The organism is Actinoplanes sp. NPDC049548 (assembly GCF_040676695.1).
Lineage (GTDB): Bacteria > Actinomycetota > Actinomycetes > Mycobacteriales > Micromonosporaceae > Actinoplanes.
In genome coordinates this window covers 181,627-203,177 of record NZ_JBFAPM010000012.1, presented here as the reverse complement: position 1 = coordinate 203,177, position 21,551 = coordinate 181,627, and the positions used below count along the sequence as shown (strand labels likewise).

The following is a 21,551-nucleotide window of genomic DNA, read 5'->3' as shown; positions in this document are numbered from 1 at the left end:
TCAACGGCCCAGCCCCGCCCCGCTGCGGCGCACCCCGTGAGCATTCGCCTCGTCGGTGCCCCGATAGTCGTGCGCCGCGGTAACCAAGCTCTTACCGCACTCCTCGACCTGGGCGGTGAGCCGCCGCAAATCGGCAAGCCACACCTTTTCAGCAGCCTGCGCAGCAGCAGCGGCCGCAGAGCCCGACTGTCCAGCGGGCGCCAGACCAGAGCCGGCCGCCTTCACCGCCTCCCGCAGCGTCTCCGCGACCCGCACCACATTCCTACCGATACCGCGCAACGCTTCGACATCAACCTCGAAACCCCCCGGTTGCACCGGCGCCCTCCCCTTGGGCTTGACCCGTTCCGACGAAGATCGTCGCTGAGTTGATCTTAGCTAGGCGGATCCACGTGCTGGTCCGGACCGGTTTCGGACTGCTTCGGACTGCTTCGTATTCGAATGGGCTCAGGTAGGGAAGGGCCGGCGATCTCACCGGAGGCCGGCTGGGCGTCGCAACCACAGCCCAACTCGGTCACGGAGGACTTGCCTGAGTTGGTGGGTACTGCCACCACGGGGCAGCGCTGCGGGTGCATGCTCCTGGGCGGCAGGCAGAGCAGCGGTCGAAGTACGGCACGTCCGCGTTGGTAGGCCCGCAAACGATTCCATCAGCCGGGCACACCAGCACGCGGCCGGTGCCCGCCGCGACGGCCACCGGCAGAAGCGGCCTCCCGGCGGGCAACTGCAGACCGAGCCCGCCGATCACGCACTGGGCCGGTCCCGTGGCGGGCTGACCAGCAAGACTCACCTGGCCTGCGAACAGGGCCGCAAACCTGTCGCTATCGTGATCACCGCAAGTCAGCGCGCAGTTCATCCCGGTCCTGCGCAAGATCCGGGTACGGCGGGTCGGTGGCGGCCGGCCGCGGACCCGCCCGGAGCGGGTGCTGGCGGACAAGGCGTACACCAGTAGGACCAACCGCGGCCATTTGCGCGCTCGCGGGATCAAGCCTTGCATCCCGAGCAAGGTCGATCAGGACGCCCACCGCAAAGCCCGCGGATCGAAAGGCGGCCGACCACCCGCCTTCGACCCACTCGTCTACCGGCAGCGCCACGCCGTCGAGTGCGGCATCAACCTGCTCAAACAACACCGCGCCATGGCCACCCGATACGACAAACCCTCGCCGTCCGCTACGAAGCCACCGTCACCCATCGCCGCCATCAGCCAATGGCTATGACCACTTACCAAACACGGTCTAGTGAACGGGCCGCGGGGCCTCGAGTGCCGCATAGCGGCTGTGCGCGAAGACGAGCGGGTCGCCGTCCGAGCCGTCGAACCAAACGACCTCGCCTAGCAGCAGCTCGTGGTCACCCGCCGGGTACACGGCGTGCACCCGGCAGTCGAACCGGGCCGGCGCAGACTCCAGCATCGGGCATCCACTGACCGGCGCCGCCGTCGCGCCGAGATCTCGGAACGCCGGCCACCCGCCGGGACGGACCTTCGCGGCGAACCGGCGGGCGACCTCGGTGGCGCCGCTGGGCAGCACGCTGACGGCGAACATGCCGGAGTCGGTGATCGCCGCGCCGAGCCGGCACCCGGCGGCCAATGACACGAGCACGAGCAGAGGGTCGAGCGACACCGAGGTGAACGCGCTGACCGTCATGCCCCACGGCCCCGCCGGCGTCAGCGCCGTGACGAGCGTGACGCCCGTCGGAAAGGCGCCCACCGTGCGCCGGAAGGCCGCCCGCCCGGGTTCGTTCATTGGGCCATGGTGAGGGCCAGGCGGATCTCCGCGTACAGCCCCGCCCAGTCGGTGCTGCCAAGGTTGCCCGGGTGCAGCTCGACCGGCGGAGAGAGCGCTTCGCGGCTCATCGAGGCGCGGCCGGCGGGCTCGAGCGTGACCAGCAGGTTGTGCAGATGCGTGTGGCCGCGGTCGGCGAGCTCACCCGCCCACCGGTCCAAGTCCGCGTATCCCTCGAACGGGGCGAGACTGTCGGCGATCGGCGACGGCTCGTCGAACACCCGCCGGGTACGCAGCCGCATGGGCCGCCCGGCCGCGTAGTCGAGCAGAAGCGTCTCCAGCTCGGACAGGTGTCGGGTGCCGGGCGACAACGAGACCAGGCACACCGTCGACCGGTCGTGCACCAGCCGAGGCAGGCTGCGAACCAGCAGCCGCACGAAGTCGAGCCCGTCGACGCCGCCCGCACCGCTGGTCATGAACGCGGTGTCCGGCGGGACGGGCACGAACGGCGGATTGTTGATCAGCACGTCGTACGGCTCTGCAGGCGCATGCTCGGTGAGCCCGGTCAGCTGCACGTCGTCGTCAGGCAGCCCGTTGAGCGCGAGGTTGAACCGGGTCATCGCGACCGCACGCGGCGAGATGTCGATCGAGGTGACCGACCGGGCGCCGCGTCGGCGCGCCGCAACCGCCTGCACACCGCTGCCCGAGCCGAGGTCGAGCACCCGCAACCCGTCGCAGCGCGGCAGCGTCCGGGCAAGCAGCAGCGACTCGTTGTCCGAGAGATAGAGCACCCGGTCGCGGCCGGAGTAGGCGGGCGGGTCGGTGACCAGGAAGTCGTCGGCCATCCGCGCGATGCGGTAGCCGCAGCGCCATTCGTCGTCCTTGCGCTGGGCGAGCCCGCAGGCCTCAAGGGCCGGGCCGAGCCCGTCGAGCTCGGCCGTGGTGACGGGCAGCCCGAGCGCGAACGCCCGATGGAACAGGTCGTACCGGCGGTCGTACAGGCCGCGCAGGCCCTCGCGCAACCGTGCGCCGTGCCCGGAGTCGAAGACAGGAACGTTGCTCACGCCATCCTCCTGGTGATGCGGAAGCCGCCGATGTAGAGCGCGTCCAGCTCGCTCTTGGCGAAGAAGGCCACGGCCTCCTCGGGCCGTTCGACGATCGGCTCGCCCGGCCCGTTGAACGAGGTGTTGAGCACGACCGGCACGCCGGTCAGCTCGTGGAAGACCGAGAGGACGCGGTGGTACCCGCCGCAACCCCCGTCAACGGTCTGGATCCGCGCGGTGCCGTCGACATGGGTGACCGCCGGGATGGCGGTACTGCGCACCCGCGCGTTGAACAGCATGTACGGCGAGGGGAGCGGCAGCCCGGCGAAGTAGTCGGCGGCGTGCTCCGCCAGGACCGCCGGCGCGAACGGCCGCCACTGCTCCCGGCCCTTGATCCGGTTGACCCGCGGCCAGTTGGCGGTCGGGCGCGGGTCGGCCAGGATCGACCGGTGGCCGAGTGCCCGCGGACCCGCCTCGCTGCCGGCCTCGTACCAGCCGATCACCAGGTCGGCGGCGAGGTCTTCGGCGGCCCGGGCGGCCGGGTCCGCGCACTCCTCCACCTCGATGTCGCCCGCCGCGGCGTCCAGCGCGGCGCGGATCTCACCGGCGGGATACACCGGCCCCAGGTACGGGCTCGGAAATCTCTCCCTGTCGCCGCGCAGCGGGTTGCCGAGTAGCGAGTGGTGGACGGCCAGCGCCGCGCCCACCGCGATGCCCCCGTCGTCGCAGGCCGGCTCGACGAAGACGCGGCCGAAGGGCCCGTTCTCCGCGATGTCGGAGTTCGACGGGCAGTTGAGCGCGGTGCCGCCGGACAGGCACAGGTCGCGCACCGTACGCCCGGCCGAGCCGAGCATCCGGTCCAGCGAGCGCACCGCCTCGAGCCGGACCTCCTCGAACAGCTTCTGGGTGCTGGCCGCGACGTCGGCGTTGACCGGGGCAGTGGCGTGCGCAGGATCGCCGTACGGCCCGAGGTCATACCCGAGCCGGGTCGCCTCCTTCCGGCAGTGCAGCAGCCACGCGGTCACCGGGTCGGTGTTGAACCGGCCCGCCAGGTCGGTGAAGTTGCCCACGAAACGCGAGTCGAAGAACCGCGGCCGCCCGTATGCGGCGAGGCCCATCAGCTTGCCGGCGGGACCGACCAGGCCGAGCCCCAGTGCCACGCCGACCCGGTCGTAGAGCCCGCCGAGGTTCAGGTGATGCGGCGCCAGCGGATACAGCGCCTCGCCGGCACCCAGGTAGTACATCCCGCTGTGGTAGCCGTGGCCGTCGGAGTAGCCGTCGTGGGTCAACACGGCGGCTTCGCGGTAGCCCGACGTGTAGTAGCCGCTCGCTGCGTGGGCGAGGTGGTGGTGCACGGCGTACCCGGGCAGGGCGTGCCCGTCGATCTCGACCCGGACCGGGACGTGGAACCCGTAGCGCAGATCCTCGGAGATCTCGGCGGGGGCGGCGGCGAGCGCGGCCAGGGTTCGGCCGGTGCTCCACTGCGGACGGTCGGCGAACGTGTCGATCCACGGCACCGGCGCGAAGTCCTCCCGCGACCGGCCGACGTGCTCGGGGAAGAGCTTGGCGTACGACCGCCCGAGCCATGTACGCGACAGCGCGTCGTCGTACAGCAACTCCAGCATGGTGGCCACACCCCGCCCGGCGATGTCGGCGTCGCTCAGGGCGCAGGGCCTGCCGAACGGGTCGGTGCCGCCGGGCAGCACCCGCAGCCGCCCGGGATCGTCCACGATCAGCTCGACGCCCTGGGTGGAGCAGACGGCGACGGCGTCGACCTCGGCGACCCGCAGCCCCGCCGTCTCCAGGGCCCGTTCCACCGTGGCGAGGTCCAGGGAGACGGCGTGCTTGACGCGGGTGAACCGCTCGCGCAGGACGTAGGAGACGACTCGGCCGTCGCGCACGACGGTGGCCGCCGCGTCGTGGCCGAAGTGCAGGCCCAGAATGATCATGGGGTTTCCTTTCGGGAGACGGTGGCCACCGCGGTCACAGCTCACCGGCTTCGAGCGAGGACTGCGCCGCCAGCGTCTCCTCGACGTAGCGGGCCAGCGCGGCGGGTGTGGCGTCCTCGATGAGCACGAGCAGGTCGACGGTCACACCGAACTCGGCGCTCAGGCGCTCGGCCAGTCGCAGGGCCAGCAGCGAGGAGGCGCCGAGCGTGAAGAAGTTGTCGTGCGACGCGACGACCAGCCCGGGGTCGTCGAACAGCTCACGCCAGACGGCGACGATGCGGGCCTCCACGCCAGCGCTCACGAACGGGCCCCCGAGATGTCGTTGTGGCCGGCCAGCCGGTCGGCGAACCGGTGCGCGCTGTCGGTCCCACGTCTGCGGAACGCGCGCACCTGGGCGCAGAGGTCGTCGCGTTCCTTGTTCTGCCCGTACTTGAAGATGCCTTCCAGCCGGTCCAACGGCAGCTCGAACACCACGATCATCGAACGGAACTGCTGGTACAGCTCGTCCGGCACCCGGTCGAGGGTCCAGGGTTCCTTGGGCGCGAGGCGGCCCTCCTGGTCGGCGATGAGGTCGACGAGCTGCCGGTCGGCCTCGGCACCGGCCAGTACCCGGGGCCGCCCGTAAGCGTGCACGGCAGCGTAGTTCCAGGTCGGGAAGTGCGGCTCGGAGGCGTAGTCGTCGGGGCAGATGTACGAGTGCGGTCCGGTGAAGACCGCCATCACCTCAGTGCCCTCCGCCAGCGCGGCCGCGACCGGATTGGCGCGCGACAGATGGCCGCGCAGCCGGCCGTACGGGCCCTGTTCGCGGTCCAGGACGAACGGCAGGTGCACACCGGACAGCGCTCCGCCGCCTGCCACGACCAGGAGGCCGAACGGGTTCTCGGTGATCAGCTCGTGCTGGGCGGCGACGTCGGGCGGCCGGTAGAGAGGTGGAACGTACATCGGTTCTCCAGAGGGGTCAGGCGAGCGCAAGGCCGCCGAGCGTCAGGTGATCGGCCAGGGAGTCGCGCATGGCGGCCTCGGCCGGCGGATGGAACGCGAGGCCGCGGCTCGCCCCCAGCAGGTGCAGGGCTTCCGGGCCGGACGCGAATACGCCGCCGCCGAGCAGGTCGAGGGCGCGGTCGGTGCTCTCGGCGATCGCCCGCTGTGCGGCGTAGCGGACGAACAGCGCCCGCCCGAGCGCCGCCTCGTCGAGTTCACCACGGTCGATGCCCGCGGCGGCGCCCTCCACCGCGGCCGCGACCGCTTCCAGCGCGCCCGCGGCGGCGGAGCGGTCCTCGGGACGGCCGCGCCGGCCGTCGAGCGCGCGTTCGACGAGCCCGCTCGCCGCGCCCAGATACGCGGCCGTGATCAGCACCTCGAACCACACCAGCGACGCCGTGACGAGCGGGATCGCGCTGCCCGGCCGACCCAGCCGGATCACCCGCTCCGGCGGCACGGGCACGTCGGTCAGCCGGATCTCGTCGGTCTGCGCCGCGGCGAGCACCGGGCTGCCCCACAGCGCAGACCGGGTGATTCCGGGGTCGTCGGCCTGCACCAGCACGTTGACCAGATCGCCCGCGTATGGGCCGTCGGCCGGCGTGGCCAGGAGCATCGACAGCACACCCATCGACCACACCAGCGAGCAGGGCCGCTTGGTGCCGCTGACAATCAGCCCGGCGCCCGGCGCACCACGCACCTCGATGCCGGGGTTGAAGAGCCCGCGGCTTCCCTCGGCACCGCAGGACGCGACCAGCCACCGCTGCTGGGCCACCTGGCGCAACAGGTCGAGCTTCGCCGGCTCGCGTACCTCGCCGGCCAGCCACGCCACCTTGTAGTGGTGCATGGTGCCGCCGACGGCGAGCGACGGCGAGCGGCTGCCGAGCGCGCGCTGCACACGGACCGCCGTCAGCGCGGAGGCGCCCAGCCCGCCCAGCGCAGCGGGGATCAGCAGGTTGCCGCCGCCCGCCTTGCGGAACAGTTCCACGACGCCGGAGTCACGCGCCTCCGCAGCCACACCCAGCGCCGTGAGCTCGGTGTCGAGGCCGGGAAGGGCCGCGTCGAGCGCGGCGCGCTCACGGTCGAGGAAGGTCATCGCTCTCCTTTCCGAACGGCCTCAGCGACGATCACGGCCACTCGCCGGGCGCCGGCGCCGCGCATCACCGAGTAGTGGTCCTCGCCGTCGAGATCGATGCGCTCGGCGGGGGTGCCCGGGACGACCTCGTCGACCGGCAGCAGGCCCGGGAAGGCATCCCGGCGGGTGCCTGCCCGTACCAGCACGCAGCGCGGCGGCCACGGCGCGGGAGTGGCCGCCTCGAGCAGGCGCGCATTGTTCTCGTAGACCGCGTACAGCCGCTCCAGTGAGGCGTCGTCGACCATGGAGGGCAGCAGACCGCCCTCGTGCAACGCGCGCTGCGCGGCTCCCAGGCCGGCCGGCAAACCGGGACCGGGCAGCACGCCGCCGCACAGGTCCGCGAGGAACGCAGCGGTCCGGTCGGCGGCGTCCGCGCCCGGCCCGCCGCCGCCGGTGAAGCTGTCGACGAGGACCACCGAAGCCGGCGGTCGACCCAGCTCGCGCAGCCGTTCGGCGAGGGCGAGGCAGATCGTGCCGCCCATCGACCAGCCGGCCAGGTGCAGCGGCCCATCCGGCAGCGCCGCGGTGATCTCGGCCAGATATCCCTCGACCAGGTCGGCGAAGGTCGCCGCGGTCCGCTCCCCCGGGCGCAGGCCCACCGCGCGCAGGCCGTAGACGTCGGGCTCACCGTCGAGCTCGGACCGCAGCACGCGGACGAGCTCCTGATAGCAGAGGACGTTGCCACCGACAGGGTGCACGAGGACGATCCGCGGTCCGGTTCCGTGGCTCAGCGGCGCCAGCACCGGGTCGGCCGCTCCTTCGGCGGCGGCGAGCAGCCCGGCCTGCGCCGCGACGGTGCCGTGCCGGAACAGCGACGACAGCGGCAGCTGCCGCCCGAACGCCTGCTCGATGGCCCGGAACAGGCGCACGGCGAGCAGCGAGTCTCCGCCGAGCGCGAAGAAGTCGGCGTCCGCCGTACCCACCGCCACGCCCAGCAGATCCGACCAGATCGCAGCGAGGCGCCGCTCCGACGCGGTGTGCAGCGGGCGATCGCCCGGCCGGGCCGGCCGGTCGGCGTCCCGGTCCACCCGCGCGGCCAGGGCCTTGCGGTCGACCTTGCCGTTGCCGCTGAGCGGGAAAGCGTCGGCGCCGCCGAGGAAACCCGGCACCATGTACGACGGCAGCCGCTCGGCCAGCCGCGGGCGCAGTTGCTCCGGATCGGCGGCTGCCGGCCCGGACACGAACGCGGCGAGGCGCTGGCCGTCCGCCACCACCGCGACCGCGCCCTCCACCCCGGGGCAGGCGAGCAGCTGGGCCTCGATCTCGCCGAGTTCGATGCGGAAGCCGCCAATCTTCACCTGGGTGTCGCGCCGGCCGAGGAACTCCACGATGCCGCCCGGGCGGTAACGGGCCCGGTCGCCGGTGCGGTAGAGCCGCTCCCCCGTCCGCGGATGCCGCAGGAAAGCCTCTGCGGTCCGCTCCGGGTCGTTGAGGTAGCCCAGGGCGACGCCCGCGCCGCCGAGATAGAGGTCGCCGGGCACCCAGGTGGGCGCGTCCGCCAGCCGGCGGTCGAGGACGTGCAGGCTCTGGTTCGCCAGCGGATACCCGTACGGGACGCTGGTCCAGTCGGCCGGTTGGTCCGCGGTGTCGAACCAGTTCGACCAGATCGCGGCCTCCGTGGCGCCGCCCAGGGAGACGACCCGCGCGTTCGGCAGCACTGTGCGCAGCCGCTGCAGCAGCGGCAGCGGGAACCAGTCGCCGCTGAGCATCACCAGTCGCAGCCCCGCCAGCTCGATCGAGGCCCGGTCGCCGAGGTACTCCAGCAGCAGGTCGAGCAGCGCGGGCACCGAATTCCAGACGGTCACACCGTTCTCGCGCACACACGCGGCCCAGGCCGCCGGGTCGGGAACGGGGCTGTCCGGCGGCAGGACCACCGTCCCGCCCGCACCCAGCACACCGAAGACGTCGAAGACCGAGAGGTCGAAGCCGAGCGCCGAGACGGCCAGCACCGCGTCCTCGGGGCCTAGCCCGAACCGCGCGGCGAGGTCGAGCAGGGTGTTCGCGGTAGCCTCGTGTGCCATGCGGACGCCCTTTGGCGTGCCGGTTGAGCCCGAGGTGTAGATGACGTACGCCGTCTGTCCGGGCTCGACCTCCGGATCCGCGGGGGCCTCCGGCGCAGCGTCGCAGGGCTCGGCGAGCGTCACGACTGGCACGCCACCGGGCACCGGGCGGGTGCCGTCGGTGACCGCCAGGGCCGTCCGACTGTGCGTGAGCACCGTCGCCACCCGGGCGTCGGGCCAGCGCGCGTCGACCGGCAGATAGGCGCCTCCGGCCCGCGTGATGCCGAGCACCGCGACCACCTGGGTCCAGCCCTTCGGCAGCAACACCGCGACCAGGTCGCCCCGCCGCAGGCCGGCTGTGCGCAGCCGGGCCGCCAGCGCGGCCGACTCCCGGTCCAGGGTGGCGAAGTCGAGCGTACGGCCGGCCGACCGCACCGCGACCCGCTCCGGATGTGCCACGGCCATCGCCAGGGCCGGGCCGTGCAGGGCACCCGCGGGCAGGGCTAGCGTCGTGTCGTTCGCCCGGCATCGGTCGGTGAGCTGCGCCCGGGGCAGCGGGGGTGGCTCGGGATCGTCCCAGGCCTGCGGGTCCTCGGCAAGCCGGTGCAACCGAGCACGGTGGTAGGCGGCCAGGTCGTCGATCATGCCCGGCGGGTAGTTGCCGGGCGCGTGGTCGAAGTTGCAGACGAGCTCGTCGCCCTCCGCGTACACCTGGTGGTCGAGCAGGACCTGGGGTGTGCTCACCGAACTGTGCGCCAGGCGCGCGCCGGGCAGGTCCAGCAGGAAGCCGGGATCCCCGGGCACCAGGTCGAGACCGCTGGTGAAGACGACCGGGAGCTCGCCCCCGGACGCCGTACGCCGACGCCGCAGCCGGGTCACCTCGACGCCGGAGACGGCCGAATGCTGTAGGTCGGCATGCAGCCGGGTGCGGGCGGCCGCCGCCCGGACCCGAAACGATCCGCCGGCCGGCGGGAGCTCGACGGGCACGGTCGTGCTGCAGTTGCCCCAGACCGAGGCGATGCCCTGCCGGCCGTGCGGGCGGTGCCCGGCCAGGACCGTCACGGCCGCCGGGTCGGCGTCGGACCAGCGCTGGAGGGCCTCGGCGAAGAGCGCGAACAGCACCGAGCCGACCGGCAGGCCGGCAGCCGCGGAGCGCACGCGCAGCCGACGCCAGACCTCTGGTGCGAGCCGGGTGGTCAGCCGCAGCAGCATCTCGCCCTCAGCCGGCTTCGCGGCGGGCGCCACCGGCAGCGCCGGGGAACCGGGCAACCGGTCGAGGGAATCCTGCCAGTAGTGGAGCGACTCCCGGTAGCGGGTGCCCCGGCGAGACGTGTGCACAGCGCGGACGTAGTCCGCGAAGGTGAAGTCGCCGGACCTGAGTTCGTGTCCGGGATTGCGGTACGCGGCAGCGAGCTCCCGGAAGAACAACTGGGTGGTGACGCCGTCGAAGGCGATCAGCCGGAGCGCCACCTGTAGCCGCCAGCCGCCGGGCAGCTCCACCAGCCGGATCAGGTACGGCCGCCCGGCCGACAGCGGCGGCAGGTCGTCGGGAACGCTCGCGCGCAACGCCGCCATGTCGTCGGCTCGGGCCCGCAGCAGCAGCGGCCCGGGATCACGCCCGGGGCGGAAGCGCTGCTCACCGTCGGCCGTCACGGCGAGCCGCAGCAGGTCGTACGCGTCCGACAGCCGGCGCAGCGCGCTCTCCAGGCGGTCCGCGTCGACCTCATCGAGGTGGTACTCGTGGTAGAAGAGCGCCGGCGCCCGGTGAGCGTAAAAGTCCTGCTCCCCCACGAGGTACGCCTGCTGCAGGTCAGTGAGCGGGAAGGTTTCGTGCCGCCGCGCCGGGTCGGGCGGGGCCGACCAGGCGTCGTCGGCCGTGAGCAATTCGATCAGGTCGGCGCGTTGCAGCGCCACCTCGGTCCGTAGCTCCTCGGTGAGTGCGCCCGCCGGCCCGGTGTAGCGCAGCCGGCCTTCCTCGACGCGCAAGTGCACACCCCGGTCGCGAAGCCGGGTCAGCAGGTCCATACCGGACATCAGGCCGCCTCCCCGAGCAAGACCGCCGCGAGGTGGGCCACCCCCGAGCCGAGCAGGATGGCGGGGCCGGCGCCGCCGGGATCGTCGGCCAGGTTGACGATCGGGTCGCTGCCCAGGCAGTGCGCCACCCGCGAGACGTTGCCCAGGCGCAGCTGCTCCGGGCGGAAGCCGACGTCGGCCAGGTAGAGACCGATGACGTTACGGGCGAAGTTGCTGGGATGGACGGCGGTGACCGCCGTGGGCGGGATCGGGCTCGCGTCGGCGAGCCGCTGCATGAGCTCCCGGTGCGCGCGCACCCGCAGGCCGAGCTGCTGAGCGGGCGGCACGCCCGGACGGGCCAGCGCCGGGCTCAGGTGCCGGGCCGAGGCCAGCACCGGCCGGCCGGGTACGGCGGAGGACACCAGTACGGCGGCGGCCGCGTCGCTGGCCACGGCGGCGCCACCGGCCACCAGCCGGCTGCCTCCGGTCGCCCGGTCGGCGAGGTCGCCGGTGAGGACGAGGACGGACCGGCAGCTGCCGTCGCGCACCATCGACGCGGCCGTCGACACGGCCACCACGGCGGTCGCGCAGTCCATGAGGCCGACCGTGAACGCCACGGCGTTGCTCAGGCTCAGCCGGGCCAGCAGGTCGACGACGTCGCGATGCGCGGCCCGGCCACGGGGCAGGGAATCCGTGGCGAGCACCACCGCGTCGATCTCGGTTCCGGGGACCCTGGTTGCCGCGAGCGTCTTGCCGGCTGCGACCGCCATCAGCTCGGTGACGTCCGCCTCCGAGGAGTGGTAGGTCGCGAAGCCGGCCTCGGGCGCAAGCAGCCTGGCGGCGGCCTCCGGGTCGGCGAGCAGCTCGTCGAGGTCGGCCGCCGCACCGGCATGCTCGCCCAGCTCGTAGGCGGCGCCGCTGAGGTAGGCCTGCGTGGTCATGCCGGCACCCCGCCCGGGTCGGCGTCAACGGCGGCCGCCACCGCCAGTTCGGCGAAGCGGGTGGCGAGGCGGTCCGCGGTCGCGTCATCCAGCCGGCCGGTGTCGTACTCGATCCAGCCGTGCAAGCGGCCCTCCTGTGCGGAGGCGAAGACTGAGACGGTCACGTCGTAGCGGGCGGTGCCCTTGTCGACGTCCGCCGTGGTCACCCGGGCGCCCTGGATGGTGCGCCCGGCGTCGCCCAGATTCTCGAAGACGAACGCCACCTCGAACGGGGGCAGTCCGATCAACTCGGCCGGGTACGCGCCGTGCCGCTGGACGTCGCGGACAGGACCGGCGGCACCGCGTACGCGATCGCGGAACGAGCCGGATCCCGGATCGCGCAGCCGTACGGGGACGACGTTGAGCAGGTATCCGGCTACCTCGTCGGTGCCGGCCTCCCCGCGGTTCGCCGTGAACGTGCCGAACAGGACGTCGGGGTTTCCACTCCACTCAGACAGCAGAGACCACAGCACCGCGCACCACGCGGCGAAGGGCGTGCATCCCTCGGCGCGGGCCACGGCGGTCAGCGCCGTGCCGACATCGGCGGGGAGGGTGAACTCCCGGCGCCGGCCGATTCCGGTGCGCTCGGGCCCGACCGGGAACACGGGCGGCGGCGGATCCGCCGCGACCGCAGCCCAGTGGGCGGCCGCCTCCCGGCCCGCGGGACCGGCGACCCACGCGTCCCGGCGGCGCGCGACGGTGACGAAGCCGGGCGGCGGGTCGCCCGTCGGGGGCTCGGCCAGCTGGTCCAGTAGCAGCTCGAACGACCAGGCGTCGAACACGAGATTGTGCACGGCGAGCAGCAGCCAGGACCGATCCGGACCGGCCTCGGCGAGAACGGCGCGCAGGAGTGGTCCCCGGGCGAGGTCGAACGGTTCCCGGGCCAGCTCGCGGGCCATCGCGTACGCCTGCTCGTCGCCGCCGGGGCACGAGGCCCGCCTGATGTCGGCGGTGAGGCCGGTGTGCACGGTCTGCCGCGGCTCCCCGTCCACCACCGCGAAGGTGGTGCGCAGCACGGGGTGCCGGGCCGTGAACGCGGCCAGCCCGGCGGCGAGCCGATCGAGGTCGACCGGACCGTCCAGGCGCACGGCCTGGCAGACCACATCCACCGGCAGTCCCGGATAGGCCAGCTGGGTGTCCCACAGCCGGCGTTGCCCCGGGGTGAGCGGCGCGTCGGTGACCGGCGCCGCGTCCCGGGCTGCGCCGGCCAGCCGGCGCAGCCGCTCCCGCTGCTCGGGGGTGAGCGCGGCGAGCCGCGAGCTCAGGTCGGTCATCGCCCGGCACCCGCGTACTGCTGGGCGAGGCGCGCCAGGTGCTGGAGGCTGTCCAACACCAAGTTCTCCTCGATCCCGAAGTCGATGAGGCAGGCGATCTCGGTGACGCCCATGCCTGCGAACCGCTCGACGACGGAGGCACACGACGCGGGCGTACCGAGCAGGGCGCCCTTCTCGAAGTACTTGTCGAACGCGAACTTGATGAGCGCGTCCTGGTCACCCTCGGAGATGTCACGCACGCCCGCGCCGGGCGCCAGGTTGCGCTTCTGCGAGTCGATGACCTTGAAGAACGAGCGCAGGTACGCCGTAAACGGCTCCCGGACCACCTCACGCACCTCGTCCAGGTCCTTACCCACGAACGTGTGCAGCATCAGCGTGACCGTCGTGGAGTCCTTGTCGTGCCCGTGCTCGGCGAGCGTCTTGTAGTAGAGCTCGAGCTTCTCCTCCAGCTCCTCGGTGGTCATGTCGATGAGCCCGGTCAGCACATTGCAGCCGAGCCGGCCCGCCGTCTCGAACGTATCCCGGCTCTTGGTGCAGGTCAGCCACAGCGGCAGCTCGGCCTGCACGGGCTGTGGATGCAACTCGACCTCGACCTGGTTGCCCAGGCCGTCGCGAACGTAGACCGGATTGCCTTCCCACAGCTCGCGCAGCGTGGTGACCGCGTCGAACGTGATCTGCCGCCGATCGCCCCAGTTCTCCGGGCGCAACGCGAAGTCCACCGGGCTGAAGCCGGTGGCGAGTGCGATGCCGGCCCGACCGCGGGAGAGGTTGTCCACGACCGCCCACTCCTCGGCGACGCGGATGGGGCTGTGCAGCGGCAGGATCACGCTGCCGGCGCGGATCCGCAGCCGCTGCGTCGACATGGCGAGCGCTGCCCCGAGCACGGAGGGGTTGGGATAGAGGCCGCCGAACCGGTGGAAGTGGCGTTCCGGGGTCCAGACGGCGTGGAAGTTGTTCTCGTCGGCGAAACGCGCGGCGTCCAGCACGAAGCGGTATCTGTTCTTCTCGTCGCCGGAGAAGAAGATCAGGCTGAAGTCCATCATCGGTTTCCCTCGGTCTGGGCCAGGAGCTGTTCGATCTCCTCGGCCGGCAGGTGGGACAGCTCGGCGAGCAGTGAGTCCACCTCGGAGTCCGGCTCTGCCGCGGCCTTGCGTGCGGCGACCTGGTCGGCGAGCGCGGCCGCGGTCGGATGCGTGAGCACGTCGGCCAGCGGGACATCCACCCCGAACACGGTGCGTATCTCCGACAGCAGCCGGACGATGAGCAGTGAGTCACCGCCGTGCTCGAAGATGTCGGCGCCGGCCGGCAGCTGAGGATCTCCGACTGCGTCGGCCACCATGCGATGCACCATCTCGGCCAGGTCGCCGCCGGCGTCGGCCTCGGGCGCCTCCCGCGGCCGTGCGTCCGGCTCGCGCCGCACCCACTGGTCGAGCCGGTGCCCGAGGTCCCACGTGGACACGGCGACGTGAGACACGTCTGTGAGCCCGAGCAGCCGACGGATCGCCTCGAGACCCTCCTCGGGCTGGATCGCCTTGTCGTCCATGCTGCGGCCGATCGCCGACAGCGCCCGCTTCTCGTCCTGGTGGTGCTGCCAGACGTCCCAACCGACGCTCAGCCAGACCGTCCGGTCGCGGTGCCGGTTGGCACGCTGCGCCGCGGCGTCCATGAAGTGGTTGGCGGCGCCGTACCCTAGCAGGCGCAGGCCGCCCAGCACGCCGGCCAGCGAGGACAGAAGCAGGCAGAAGTCCAGGTCGCGCCCGGCCAGCACTCGTTCCAGCACGATCTGGCCATGCGCCTTGGCCGTGAAGTGCCAGCCGCACTGCTGGACGCTGGCCGCCGTGACGGCCCGGTCCCACTTCTCGCCGGGTAGGCCGGCCGCGTGGACGACGCCGTGCAGGGCACCGAAGTGCGCCTCGACCTGCTCGACGGCCGAGCGGGTGGCCCTCTCGTCGGCGATGTCTGCGGTGACCAGCAGGATCTCGGCACCGGCCTTCTCCAGCCGGCGCACCCGGCGGATCCGCATCGCGGTCTCGTCGTCATCGGGGCGGCTGTCCAGCCACTCGTCCCAGTCGACGCGCTCGGGCAGCGGGTCGCGGTTGAGCAACGCGAGGCGCGCGCCGTACTCCCGCGCCAGCATCTCCCCGATGGTCGTGCCGATCTCGCCGAGGCCACCGGTGATCAGGTAGACGCCGCCGCGGCGCAGCCGGTCGGTCCGCGGCGCGTCCCAGTCCACCCGCAGCGGTTCGAGGTCCATCTCCCACCGGGTGCCCCCGCGGACCGCCACCGCGACCGCCGGGCGCCGGCGGCGGCCCAGCTCCGCCGCGAGCGTACGCAGCGAGCGCGCGTCCGGCTGCACGGGCAGATCGACGTGCCGGCAGCGCAGGTGGCCGATCTCCTGGCCGATCACCTTGGCGGCGACGGCGAGCGTCACGCGCTCGGCGACCGGGTCGGGCTCCGCATCGGTGACCGCGTACGCCCCGGCGCTCACCACGTCGAGCGCGACCGGCGTCGTGACGTCGTGCCGGTTGAACGCCTTCACCAGCGCGATGAGGCTGTAGAGGCCGAGCCGCTGGACCTGTTCGAACCGCTCGACGCCCGGCTCACCCGGCAGGGGGGCCGCCGACCAGCAGTGCAGCACCCGCCCGGGCAGCCGGTCCCCGGCGATGAGGTCGCCCACCAGCGCAGCGGCGTCCTCCTCCGAGTCCGGCCGGACCTCGTAGTCCCCGTCCGCCGTCCGCCGGAACGCCTGAGCGGCGCGCACCCGGATGACGGGCGCGTCGCCGGCGAGCGTGTCCGCCACGCCGTCGGGGTCGGCGAAGAGCAGCACCGGTTCGGCGGGACTGTCCGGATTCTCAGCCGTACCGTAGACCTGCTTCCAGACCGGCACGGAGAACCATCGCTCCAGCGGCAGCTTGCCGGGCGCCGCGGTGGCGGAGGTCAAGACGCCGCGGCCGGGCTCGATCCAGTAGCGGGTCCCCTCGAACGGGTACGTGGGGAGCGGGACCCGTCCACGTGCCTGACCGGCGTGGAAACCGGCCCAGTCGACCGGCAGACCGGCGGCCCAGAGCCGGCCCAGGGCGAGCAGCAGGGCCTCGTGGTCGGCGGCCGGGTCGCGCGTGCGGCCCCCGGAGCTGACCACGGTCACCCCGGTCTCGCGGTCGGGGTGCCGGCGCGCGAAGTTGGCGAGCGTCTGCCCCGGCCCGACCTCGAGGAAGACGTGGTCGGGCTCGGCGAACAGCGTGCTCAGCCCGGCCGCGAAGAGCACGGGCTGGCGCAGGTGCCGGGCCCAGTACGCCGGCGAGACGGCCTCGTCGTCACGGATCCAGGTGCCGGTGACGTTGGAGACGAACGGGATCGTGGGCCGCGCCCGGGGCACCGCGGCCACGAGTTCTGCCAGCGGCTCGATCGCCGGGTCCATCATGGCTGAGTGGAAGGCGTGCGAGGTGGGCACCTTGCGGGCCGCGATGCCGTCGGCGGAGAGCGCCGCGAGCAGCTCGCGCATCGCCGGGGCGGGGCCGGCGACGGTGCACATTCCCGGCTCGTTCACCGCCGCCAGGGACACGTCGGCGTGCAGGTACGGCGCGAGCTCCTCGGGTGCCAGCATCACGGCCGCCATCTGGCCGCCAGGCAGCCCGTCGACGAGCCCGCCGCGCGCGGCCACCAGCCGCAGCGCGTCGGGCAGCGTGAAGACGCCGGCGAGACAGGCCGCCACGTACTCGCCGACGCTGTGACCGATCATCGCGGCCGGCCGGACGCCCCAGGCCAGCCATTGCCGGGCGAGCGCGTAGGAGACGGCGAAGACGGCCGGCTGCGTGAGTCGGGTGCGGCTCAGGTCGGCGGGCTCGCCGTCGGAACCGAAGAGCAGGGCTCGCAGGTCCAGATCGGGCGCGAGGACGGCGGCACACTCGTCCAGGGCGGCCCGGAACTCGGGCTCGTGCCGGTACCAGTCGCGGCCCATTCCGGCGTACTGAGTGCCCTGGCCGGGGAACATGAAGACGACCGGGCGGTCGGTCGGCTGGCCGGAGTCGTGATGGGCGTGGCGTGGGTCGGTGCCCTCGAGCGCAGCGGCCGCACTGTCCCGGTCTGCGGCCACCGCCACTGTGCGGTAGTTGAAGGTGCGCCGGCCGGTGGCGAGCGTGTACCCGGCGTCGGCGATCGCGACCCCGGTCGTACGCAGGTGGTCGGCGAGCCGTCGCCGTGCCGTCTCGAGAGCGGCCGGCGACTTCGCCGAGACCGGCAGCAGCGTCAGGGGACGGCCGTCCGCGCGCGGGGCCGCGGCGGGGCTCTGCTCCAGCACGACGTGCGCCGTGGTGCCGCCCATGCCGGTCGACGTGACCGCGGCCCGCCGGACGACGCCGTTTTGCCCGGGCCACGGCGCGGGCTCGACCGGCACCCAGAACCGGCTCTCCTCGGCGCCGCACTCGGGGTTCCAACGGCGGAAGTGCAGCGTAGGCACGAGCTCGCCGTGATGCAGCATGAGGACCGTCTTGAGGAACCCGGCGATGCCGGCCGCGACGCTGAGGTGCCCGATGTTGCCCTTGACGGAGCCAAGGGCACAGGGCACCCCCTGGGGTTCGCCGTACGCCTGGCGCAGCGCCTCGAACTCGATGGGGTCGCCCATCCTCGTTCCGGTGCCGTGCGCTTCCACGTAGCCGACTGTCGCCGGGTCCACACCTGCCACCGAGAGCGCCTCGGCGAGCGTCGCGGCCTGCCCGGACACGCCGGGGGCGGAGAAGCCGGCCCGGTCGGCGCCGTCGTTGCCGACGGCCGAGCCGAGCACCACCGCCCAGACCGTGTCCCCGTCGGCGATCGCGTCGTCGAGGCGCTTGAGCACCACCGTGCCCACCCCGTTGCCGAAGATCGTGCCGTCGGCGTCGGCGTCGAACGGCCTCACCCGGCCGCCGGTCGAGGTGATGGCGTCCGGTTCGGCCAGGTAGCCGGCCTGCTGCGGGAAGCGCACCGCCACCCCGCCGGCCAACGCCACGTCGCACTCGCCCGCGAGCAGGCTCTGCGCCGCCACGTGCACCGCGACCAGCGATGTCGAGCACGCCGTCTGCACGCTGATGCTCGGGCCCGTCAGGTTGAGGTGGTACGACGTCCGGGTGGCCAGGTAGTTCGGGTCGTTGCCCATGAGCGTGGCCAGGTCGCCGCGCATCCGGTCGAGGTCACCGGCGAAGCCCTGTTCGCCGGTCAGCACGTTGCCGAGCAGGTAGGTGCTGGCCAGGGAGCCCGCGAAGACGCCGATGCGGCCCGGGTAGGACTCGGAGTCGTGCCCGCTATGCTCCAGCGCCGACCACGCCGACTGCAGGAAGAGCCGCAGCTGCGGGTCCATCCGCTCGGCCTCGCGGGAGCTGAGGTAGAAGAAGGACGCGTCGAACGCGTCGGCGTCCTCGACCACGGCGGCGCGGTTGACGTAACGGGGATCGCGCCGCAGGCGGTCCGGCACGCCGGCCGCCTCCAGGTCGGCGTCGCCGGGTTCGGCGACCGACTCGACGCCGGCGCGCAGGTTGGCCCAGAACTGCTCGTGGCCGTCCGCGCCGGGGAACCGGCAGTGCAGTCCGATCACGGCGATCCGGCCGTCGGTGACAGCGTCGGTCATCGGTCCTCCCTCGGTGAGGCGGGTAGTCCGCGCGGTGGCGGCTGGGGGCGGCCGCGGCGGGCGACCCGGGCGGCGGTTGCGGCGTACGCCTCCCGGCGGGCGGCGCCGCGGCGGGCCGCTGTGGTGACGGCGGACAGGGCCGGGCCGTGCTCGCCGACCAGCCGCGCCATGCCGCGTACGGTCGGGGCCCGGTAGAGGTCGACCATGCGGACAGGGCGATCGAACAGCCGCGTCAGTCGCTCGTGCAGCGCCGCCATGCGCAGCGACGTGCCGCCCCGGTCGAAGAAGTTGTCGTCGGCGCCGACCGCGTCGGTACCGAGGATCTCGGCCCACGCTCCGGCGATGGCGCGCTCTGCCGCGCCGTCCGGTCGGGCGTATGCGGTCGCCAGGCGGGCACGTGCCACGCCGGGATCGGGCAGCGCCGCCCGGTCGATCTTGTGGTTGACGGTGAGCGGCAGCGCGTCGAGGAAGACATATGCGGTGGGCACCGCGTGGGCCGGCAGCCGAGCGGTCAGATGTGCCCGGACGGCCTCCACGGTAGCGCCCGGCTCCGCGACCAGATACGCGGCCAGTTGCCTCTCCCCGAAGGCGTCCGCAAACGTGCCCACCACGGCTTCGCGGATCGCCGGATGCGCGGTGAGCGCGCTCTCCACCTCACCGGCCTCGACCCTGATCCCGGAGATCTTGATCTGGAAGTCGGCTCGGCCCTCGAGCACCACGCTGCCATCGGGAAGTCGCCGGCCGAGGTCGCCCGTGCGGTAGCTGTCCGGGTCGTCGTCCGGCGCCGGCCGGCCGTGGCCCGGTGCCAGGTAGGGGCTGCGAACGATCAACTCGCCGACGTCTGCGCCCCCCAGCAACTCCACAATGGTCTCGGGCACGGGCGCACCCAGCGGCAGAACGCCGGTGGGTGGCTCGTAGGCCTTGTCGACCACGCGCAGCAGGGCGCACGAACATTCGGTGGACCCGTAGGCGCTCGCCAGCCGGCAGTCGTCGGCGAACCAGCGACGGTAGGCGGCAAGGTCCTCGCGGTGGATGTGGTCGCCGCCGAGAGCCAGCATCCGTACCGACGGCATGACCGCGTCGCGGTCGGCGAGCACGCGGCACACGGCCCGGAAGATCGGCAGCGTCGAGTGGTAGACACTGATCCGCTCGGTCAGCATCCAGTCGACCAGCCCGGCCACGCCCAGGGCCTTGAGGTCGACCGGGTAAAGCGCGGCGCCGGAGAGCAGGGCTGCGAACATGTCCTGCACCGCCGAGTCCCAGCTGTACGCCGACTGCAGGCTCAGCCGGTCGGCCGCGGTGACGCCCAGCCCGCCGATCCACGCGTCGGCGTGGTGCACGACGTTGCGGTGCAGCTGAACGACCGGCTTGGGACGCCCAGTCGAACCGGATGTGTACAGCACGTACGCCGGATCCTCCGGCCGGACCCGCAGCGGCGGCCCGGGCGCGACTGGGAGGTCGCCGGTGACGTCGAGGACCGGCCGCCCGTCGGCCAGCCGGACGGCGAGGTCCGCGTCGGCGGCGTCGGTGAGCAGCACCTCCGCGCCCGAATCCGCGAGCATGAGCTCGAGCCGGTCGGCCGGATAGGCCGCGTCGAGCGGGACGTACGCGAGGCCGGCTCGCATCGCCCCCAGCACGGCGGGCACCATCGGCGCCCCGTGCCGGAACAGCAAGCCGCACCGGCCGCCCTGACGTACGCCCGCCCCGGCGAGAGCGCCCGCCACCCGGTCGGCGTGCGCGTCGAGCTCGCGGTACGTCCACCGGTGCTCGGGCGTGACCACCGCGGGGCGGTCCGGGCCGGCGGCGACCTGGGCGGCGAAGCGGGCGGTCAGCGTCCGCTCGGCGGCGCTCATAGGCGGCCGCCGTACGTGAACCGCACCGACACCAGGTCCGGGCGCGACCGCAGCAGACCGTAGGCGCACTCCGCGTCCCCGACGGGCATGGTCTCGAGCGCCATCCGCGCCGGGCGGATCCACCCGGCGGCGATCAGGTCGAGTGCCCGTTGCAGGTTGGTCTCCACCGTCGCCTCGCCGGGTGGCGGGTCCAGGTCGCGGCGGCCGTGGGCGTACTCGTCGTCTCGGTATCCGGTGCCGCAGCGGGCGGCGTACCGCACATCAAGGTTGCCCAGCTCGACGCTGAAGTCCACGGTCGCGCGGAAGCGCCCGACGCCGACGAGCACCGGGCGGCCGCCGGCAGCTGTCGCCCAGCGCGCGGCCGCGGTGACCGACTCGCTCGCCTCTCCGCTGAGGCAGAGAAATGCACGCCGCTCGCCCACGGGCGGCGCGCCACCGGTGAGCTCGCCCGCGGCGAGCGCCGCGGCCGTGTGCACGGTGAAGCCCAGTGCGGCAGCGGACCGCAGCCGGTCCGGCCGGGTATCGACCAGCGTCACGTGCGCGGCCCGCTCGGCCGCCACCTGGGCGACGAGCTGGCCGATCAGCCCGGCCCCGACGACGAGCACGTCGTCGCCGCGCCGCAGACCTGAGCGGTCCGCCGCGTGCACCGCGGTGGCGGCGAGGTTGGCGAGCACGGCGTCCGTTAGGTCGACGCCGCGCGGCACCGGCCGGCAGAGCCGGTACGGCACGAGGATCCGGTCGGCGTGCACGGCGTGACCCCAGCCCATCGCGATGACCCGATCACCGGGGCGGAAGCCGGGCACCGCCGGGCCGGCTTCCAGCACGGTTCCGGCTGCGCAGTAGCCGAGCGGGTGCCGTTCGCCGGTGCGCAGTCCGCGGTCGAGGTAGTGCAGCTCAGTGCCCGGGCTGATCAGGCTGCACTCGGTGGCGATGAGCAGCTGTCCGGCGGCGGGTCGGCGGTCCTGGACGGGCACAGCTCGCAGGCCGTGCGTGCCGTCGGCGATCAGCATGT

The 21,551-nt window shown here is 73.2% G+C and carries 14 protein-coding genes and 1 pseudogene; 1 reads left to right on the top strand and 14 read right to left on the bottom strand.

What is annotated here, in order from left to right:
* Nucleotides 1-315 carry a type VII secretion target gene (locus AB0J80_RS23940; protein WP_364708630.1) on the bottom strand — a complete coding sequence of 105 codons (315 nt, stop codon included), beginning with the start codon at nucleotides 313-315 and terminating at the stop codon, nucleotides 1-3.
* A gap of 430 nt (nucleotides 316-745) precedes the next feature.
* On the opposite strand from AB0J80_RS23940, the pseudogene AB0J80_RS23935 reads away from it, so the two are divergent.
* Nucleotides 746-1,211, top strand: a pseudogene (locus tag AB0J80_RS23935) (transposase); the annotation flags it as partial.
* An 18-nt stretch (nucleotides 1,212-1,229) separates the two neighbouring features.
* Here the strand turns inward: AB0J80_RS23935 and AB0J80_RS23930 are convergent.
* From AB0J80_RS23930 to AB0J80_RS23870, 13 genes are read right to left on the bottom strand one after another with little or no spacing between them, the layout of a single operon-like run.
* The gene (locus AB0J80_RS23930) at nucleotides 1,230-1,736 is read right to left on the bottom strand and encodes a flavin reductase family protein (protein WP_364708627.1); all 507 of its coding nucleotides are present in this window, start codon (nucleotides 1,734-1,736) and stop codon (nucleotides 1,230-1,232) included.
* Nucleotides 1,733-2,779, bottom strand: coding sequence for a methyltransferase (locus AB0J80_RS23925; protein ID WP_364708624.1), 1,047 nt, complete (start codon nucleotides 2,777-2,779; stop codon nucleotides 1,733-1,735). Before AB0J80_RS23925 ends, AB0J80_RS23930 begins: the two co-directional genes overlap by 4 nt.
* On the bottom strand, nucleotides 2,776-4,707 hold the full coding sequence (locus AB0J80_RS23920; protein ID WP_364708621.1) for a carbamoyltransferase C-terminal domain-containing protein: 1,932 nt from the start codon (nucleotides 4,705-4,707) through the stop codon (nucleotides 2,776-2,778). Before AB0J80_RS23920 ends, AB0J80_RS23925 begins: the two co-directional genes overlap by 4 nt.
* Nucleotides 4,708-4,741: 34 nt before the next feature.
* Nucleotides 4,742-5,008 (bottom strand): phosphopantetheine-binding protein, encoded by a 267-nt coding sequence (locus tag AB0J80_RS23915; RefSeq protein ID WP_364708618.1) that lies wholly within the window; start codon nucleotides 5,006-5,008, stop codon nucleotides 4,742-4,744.
* Nucleotides 5,005-5,649 (bottom strand): FMN-binding negative transcriptional regulator, encoded by a 645-nt coding sequence (locus AB0J80_RS23910; RefSeq protein ID WP_364708615.1) that lies wholly within the window; start codon nucleotides 5,647-5,649, stop codon nucleotides 5,005-5,007. Before AB0J80_RS23910 ends, AB0J80_RS23915 begins: the two co-directional genes overlap by 4 nt.
* Before the next feature lie 16 nt (nucleotides 5,650-5,665).
* Nucleotides 5,666-6,781 carry an acyl-CoA dehydrogenase family protein gene (locus AB0J80_RS23905; protein WP_364708613.1) on the bottom strand — a complete coding sequence of 372 codons (1,116 nt, stop codon included), beginning with the start codon at nucleotides 6,779-6,781 and terminating at the stop codon, nucleotides 5,666-5,668.
* A complete protein-coding gene (locus tag AB0J80_RS23900; RefSeq protein WP_364708610.1) occupies nucleotides 6,778-10,854 on the bottom strand; it encodes an amino acid adenylation domain-containing protein in 4,077 nt (1,358 codons plus the stop codon). The genes AB0J80_RS23905 and AB0J80_RS23900 overlap by 4 nt, the downstream gene beginning before the upstream one ends.
* Complete coding sequence (locus AB0J80_RS23895; RefSeq protein WP_364708607.1) at nucleotides 10,854-11,774, bottom strand: hypothetical protein; 921 nt, start codon at nucleotides 11,772-11,774, stop codon at nucleotides 10,854-10,856. Before AB0J80_RS23895 ends, AB0J80_RS23900 begins: the two co-directional genes overlap by 1 nt.
* Entirely contained in the window at nucleotides 11,771-13,087 is a 1,317-nt protein-coding gene (locus AB0J80_RS23890) for a condensation domain-containing protein (RefSeq protein WP_364708604.1), read from the bottom strand. Before AB0J80_RS23890 ends, AB0J80_RS23895 begins: the two co-directional genes overlap by 4 nt.
* Entirely contained in the window at nucleotides 13,084-14,130 is a 1,047-nt protein-coding gene (locus AB0J80_RS23885) for a MupA/Atu3671 family FMN-dependent luciferase-like monooxygenase (protein ID WP_364708602.1), read from the bottom strand. Before AB0J80_RS23885 ends, AB0J80_RS23890 begins: the two co-directional genes overlap by 4 nt.
* Nucleotides 14,127-18,686 (bottom strand): beta-ketoacyl synthase N-terminal-like domain-containing protein, encoded by a 4,560-nt coding sequence (locus AB0J80_RS23880; RefSeq protein WP_364708600.1) that lies wholly within the window; start codon nucleotides 18,684-18,686, stop codon nucleotides 14,127-14,129. The genes AB0J80_RS23885 and AB0J80_RS23880 overlap by 4 nt, the downstream gene beginning before the upstream one ends.
* Nucleotides 18,683-20,539 carry a non-ribosomal peptide synthetase gene (locus tag AB0J80_RS23875; protein ID WP_364708597.1) on the bottom strand — a complete coding sequence of 619 codons (1,857 nt, stop codon included), beginning with the start codon at nucleotides 20,537-20,539 and terminating at the stop codon, nucleotides 18,683-18,685. Before AB0J80_RS23875 ends, AB0J80_RS23880 begins: the two co-directional genes overlap by 4 nt.
* Nucleotides 20,536-21,549 (bottom strand): zinc-binding alcohol dehydrogenase, encoded by a 1,014-nt coding sequence (locus AB0J80_RS23870; protein ID WP_364708594.1) that lies wholly within the window; start codon nucleotides 21,547-21,549, stop codon nucleotides 20,536-20,538. The genes AB0J80_RS23875 and AB0J80_RS23870 overlap by 4 nt, the downstream gene beginning before the upstream one ends.
* Nucleotides 21,550-21,551 lie beyond the last annotated feature (2 nt).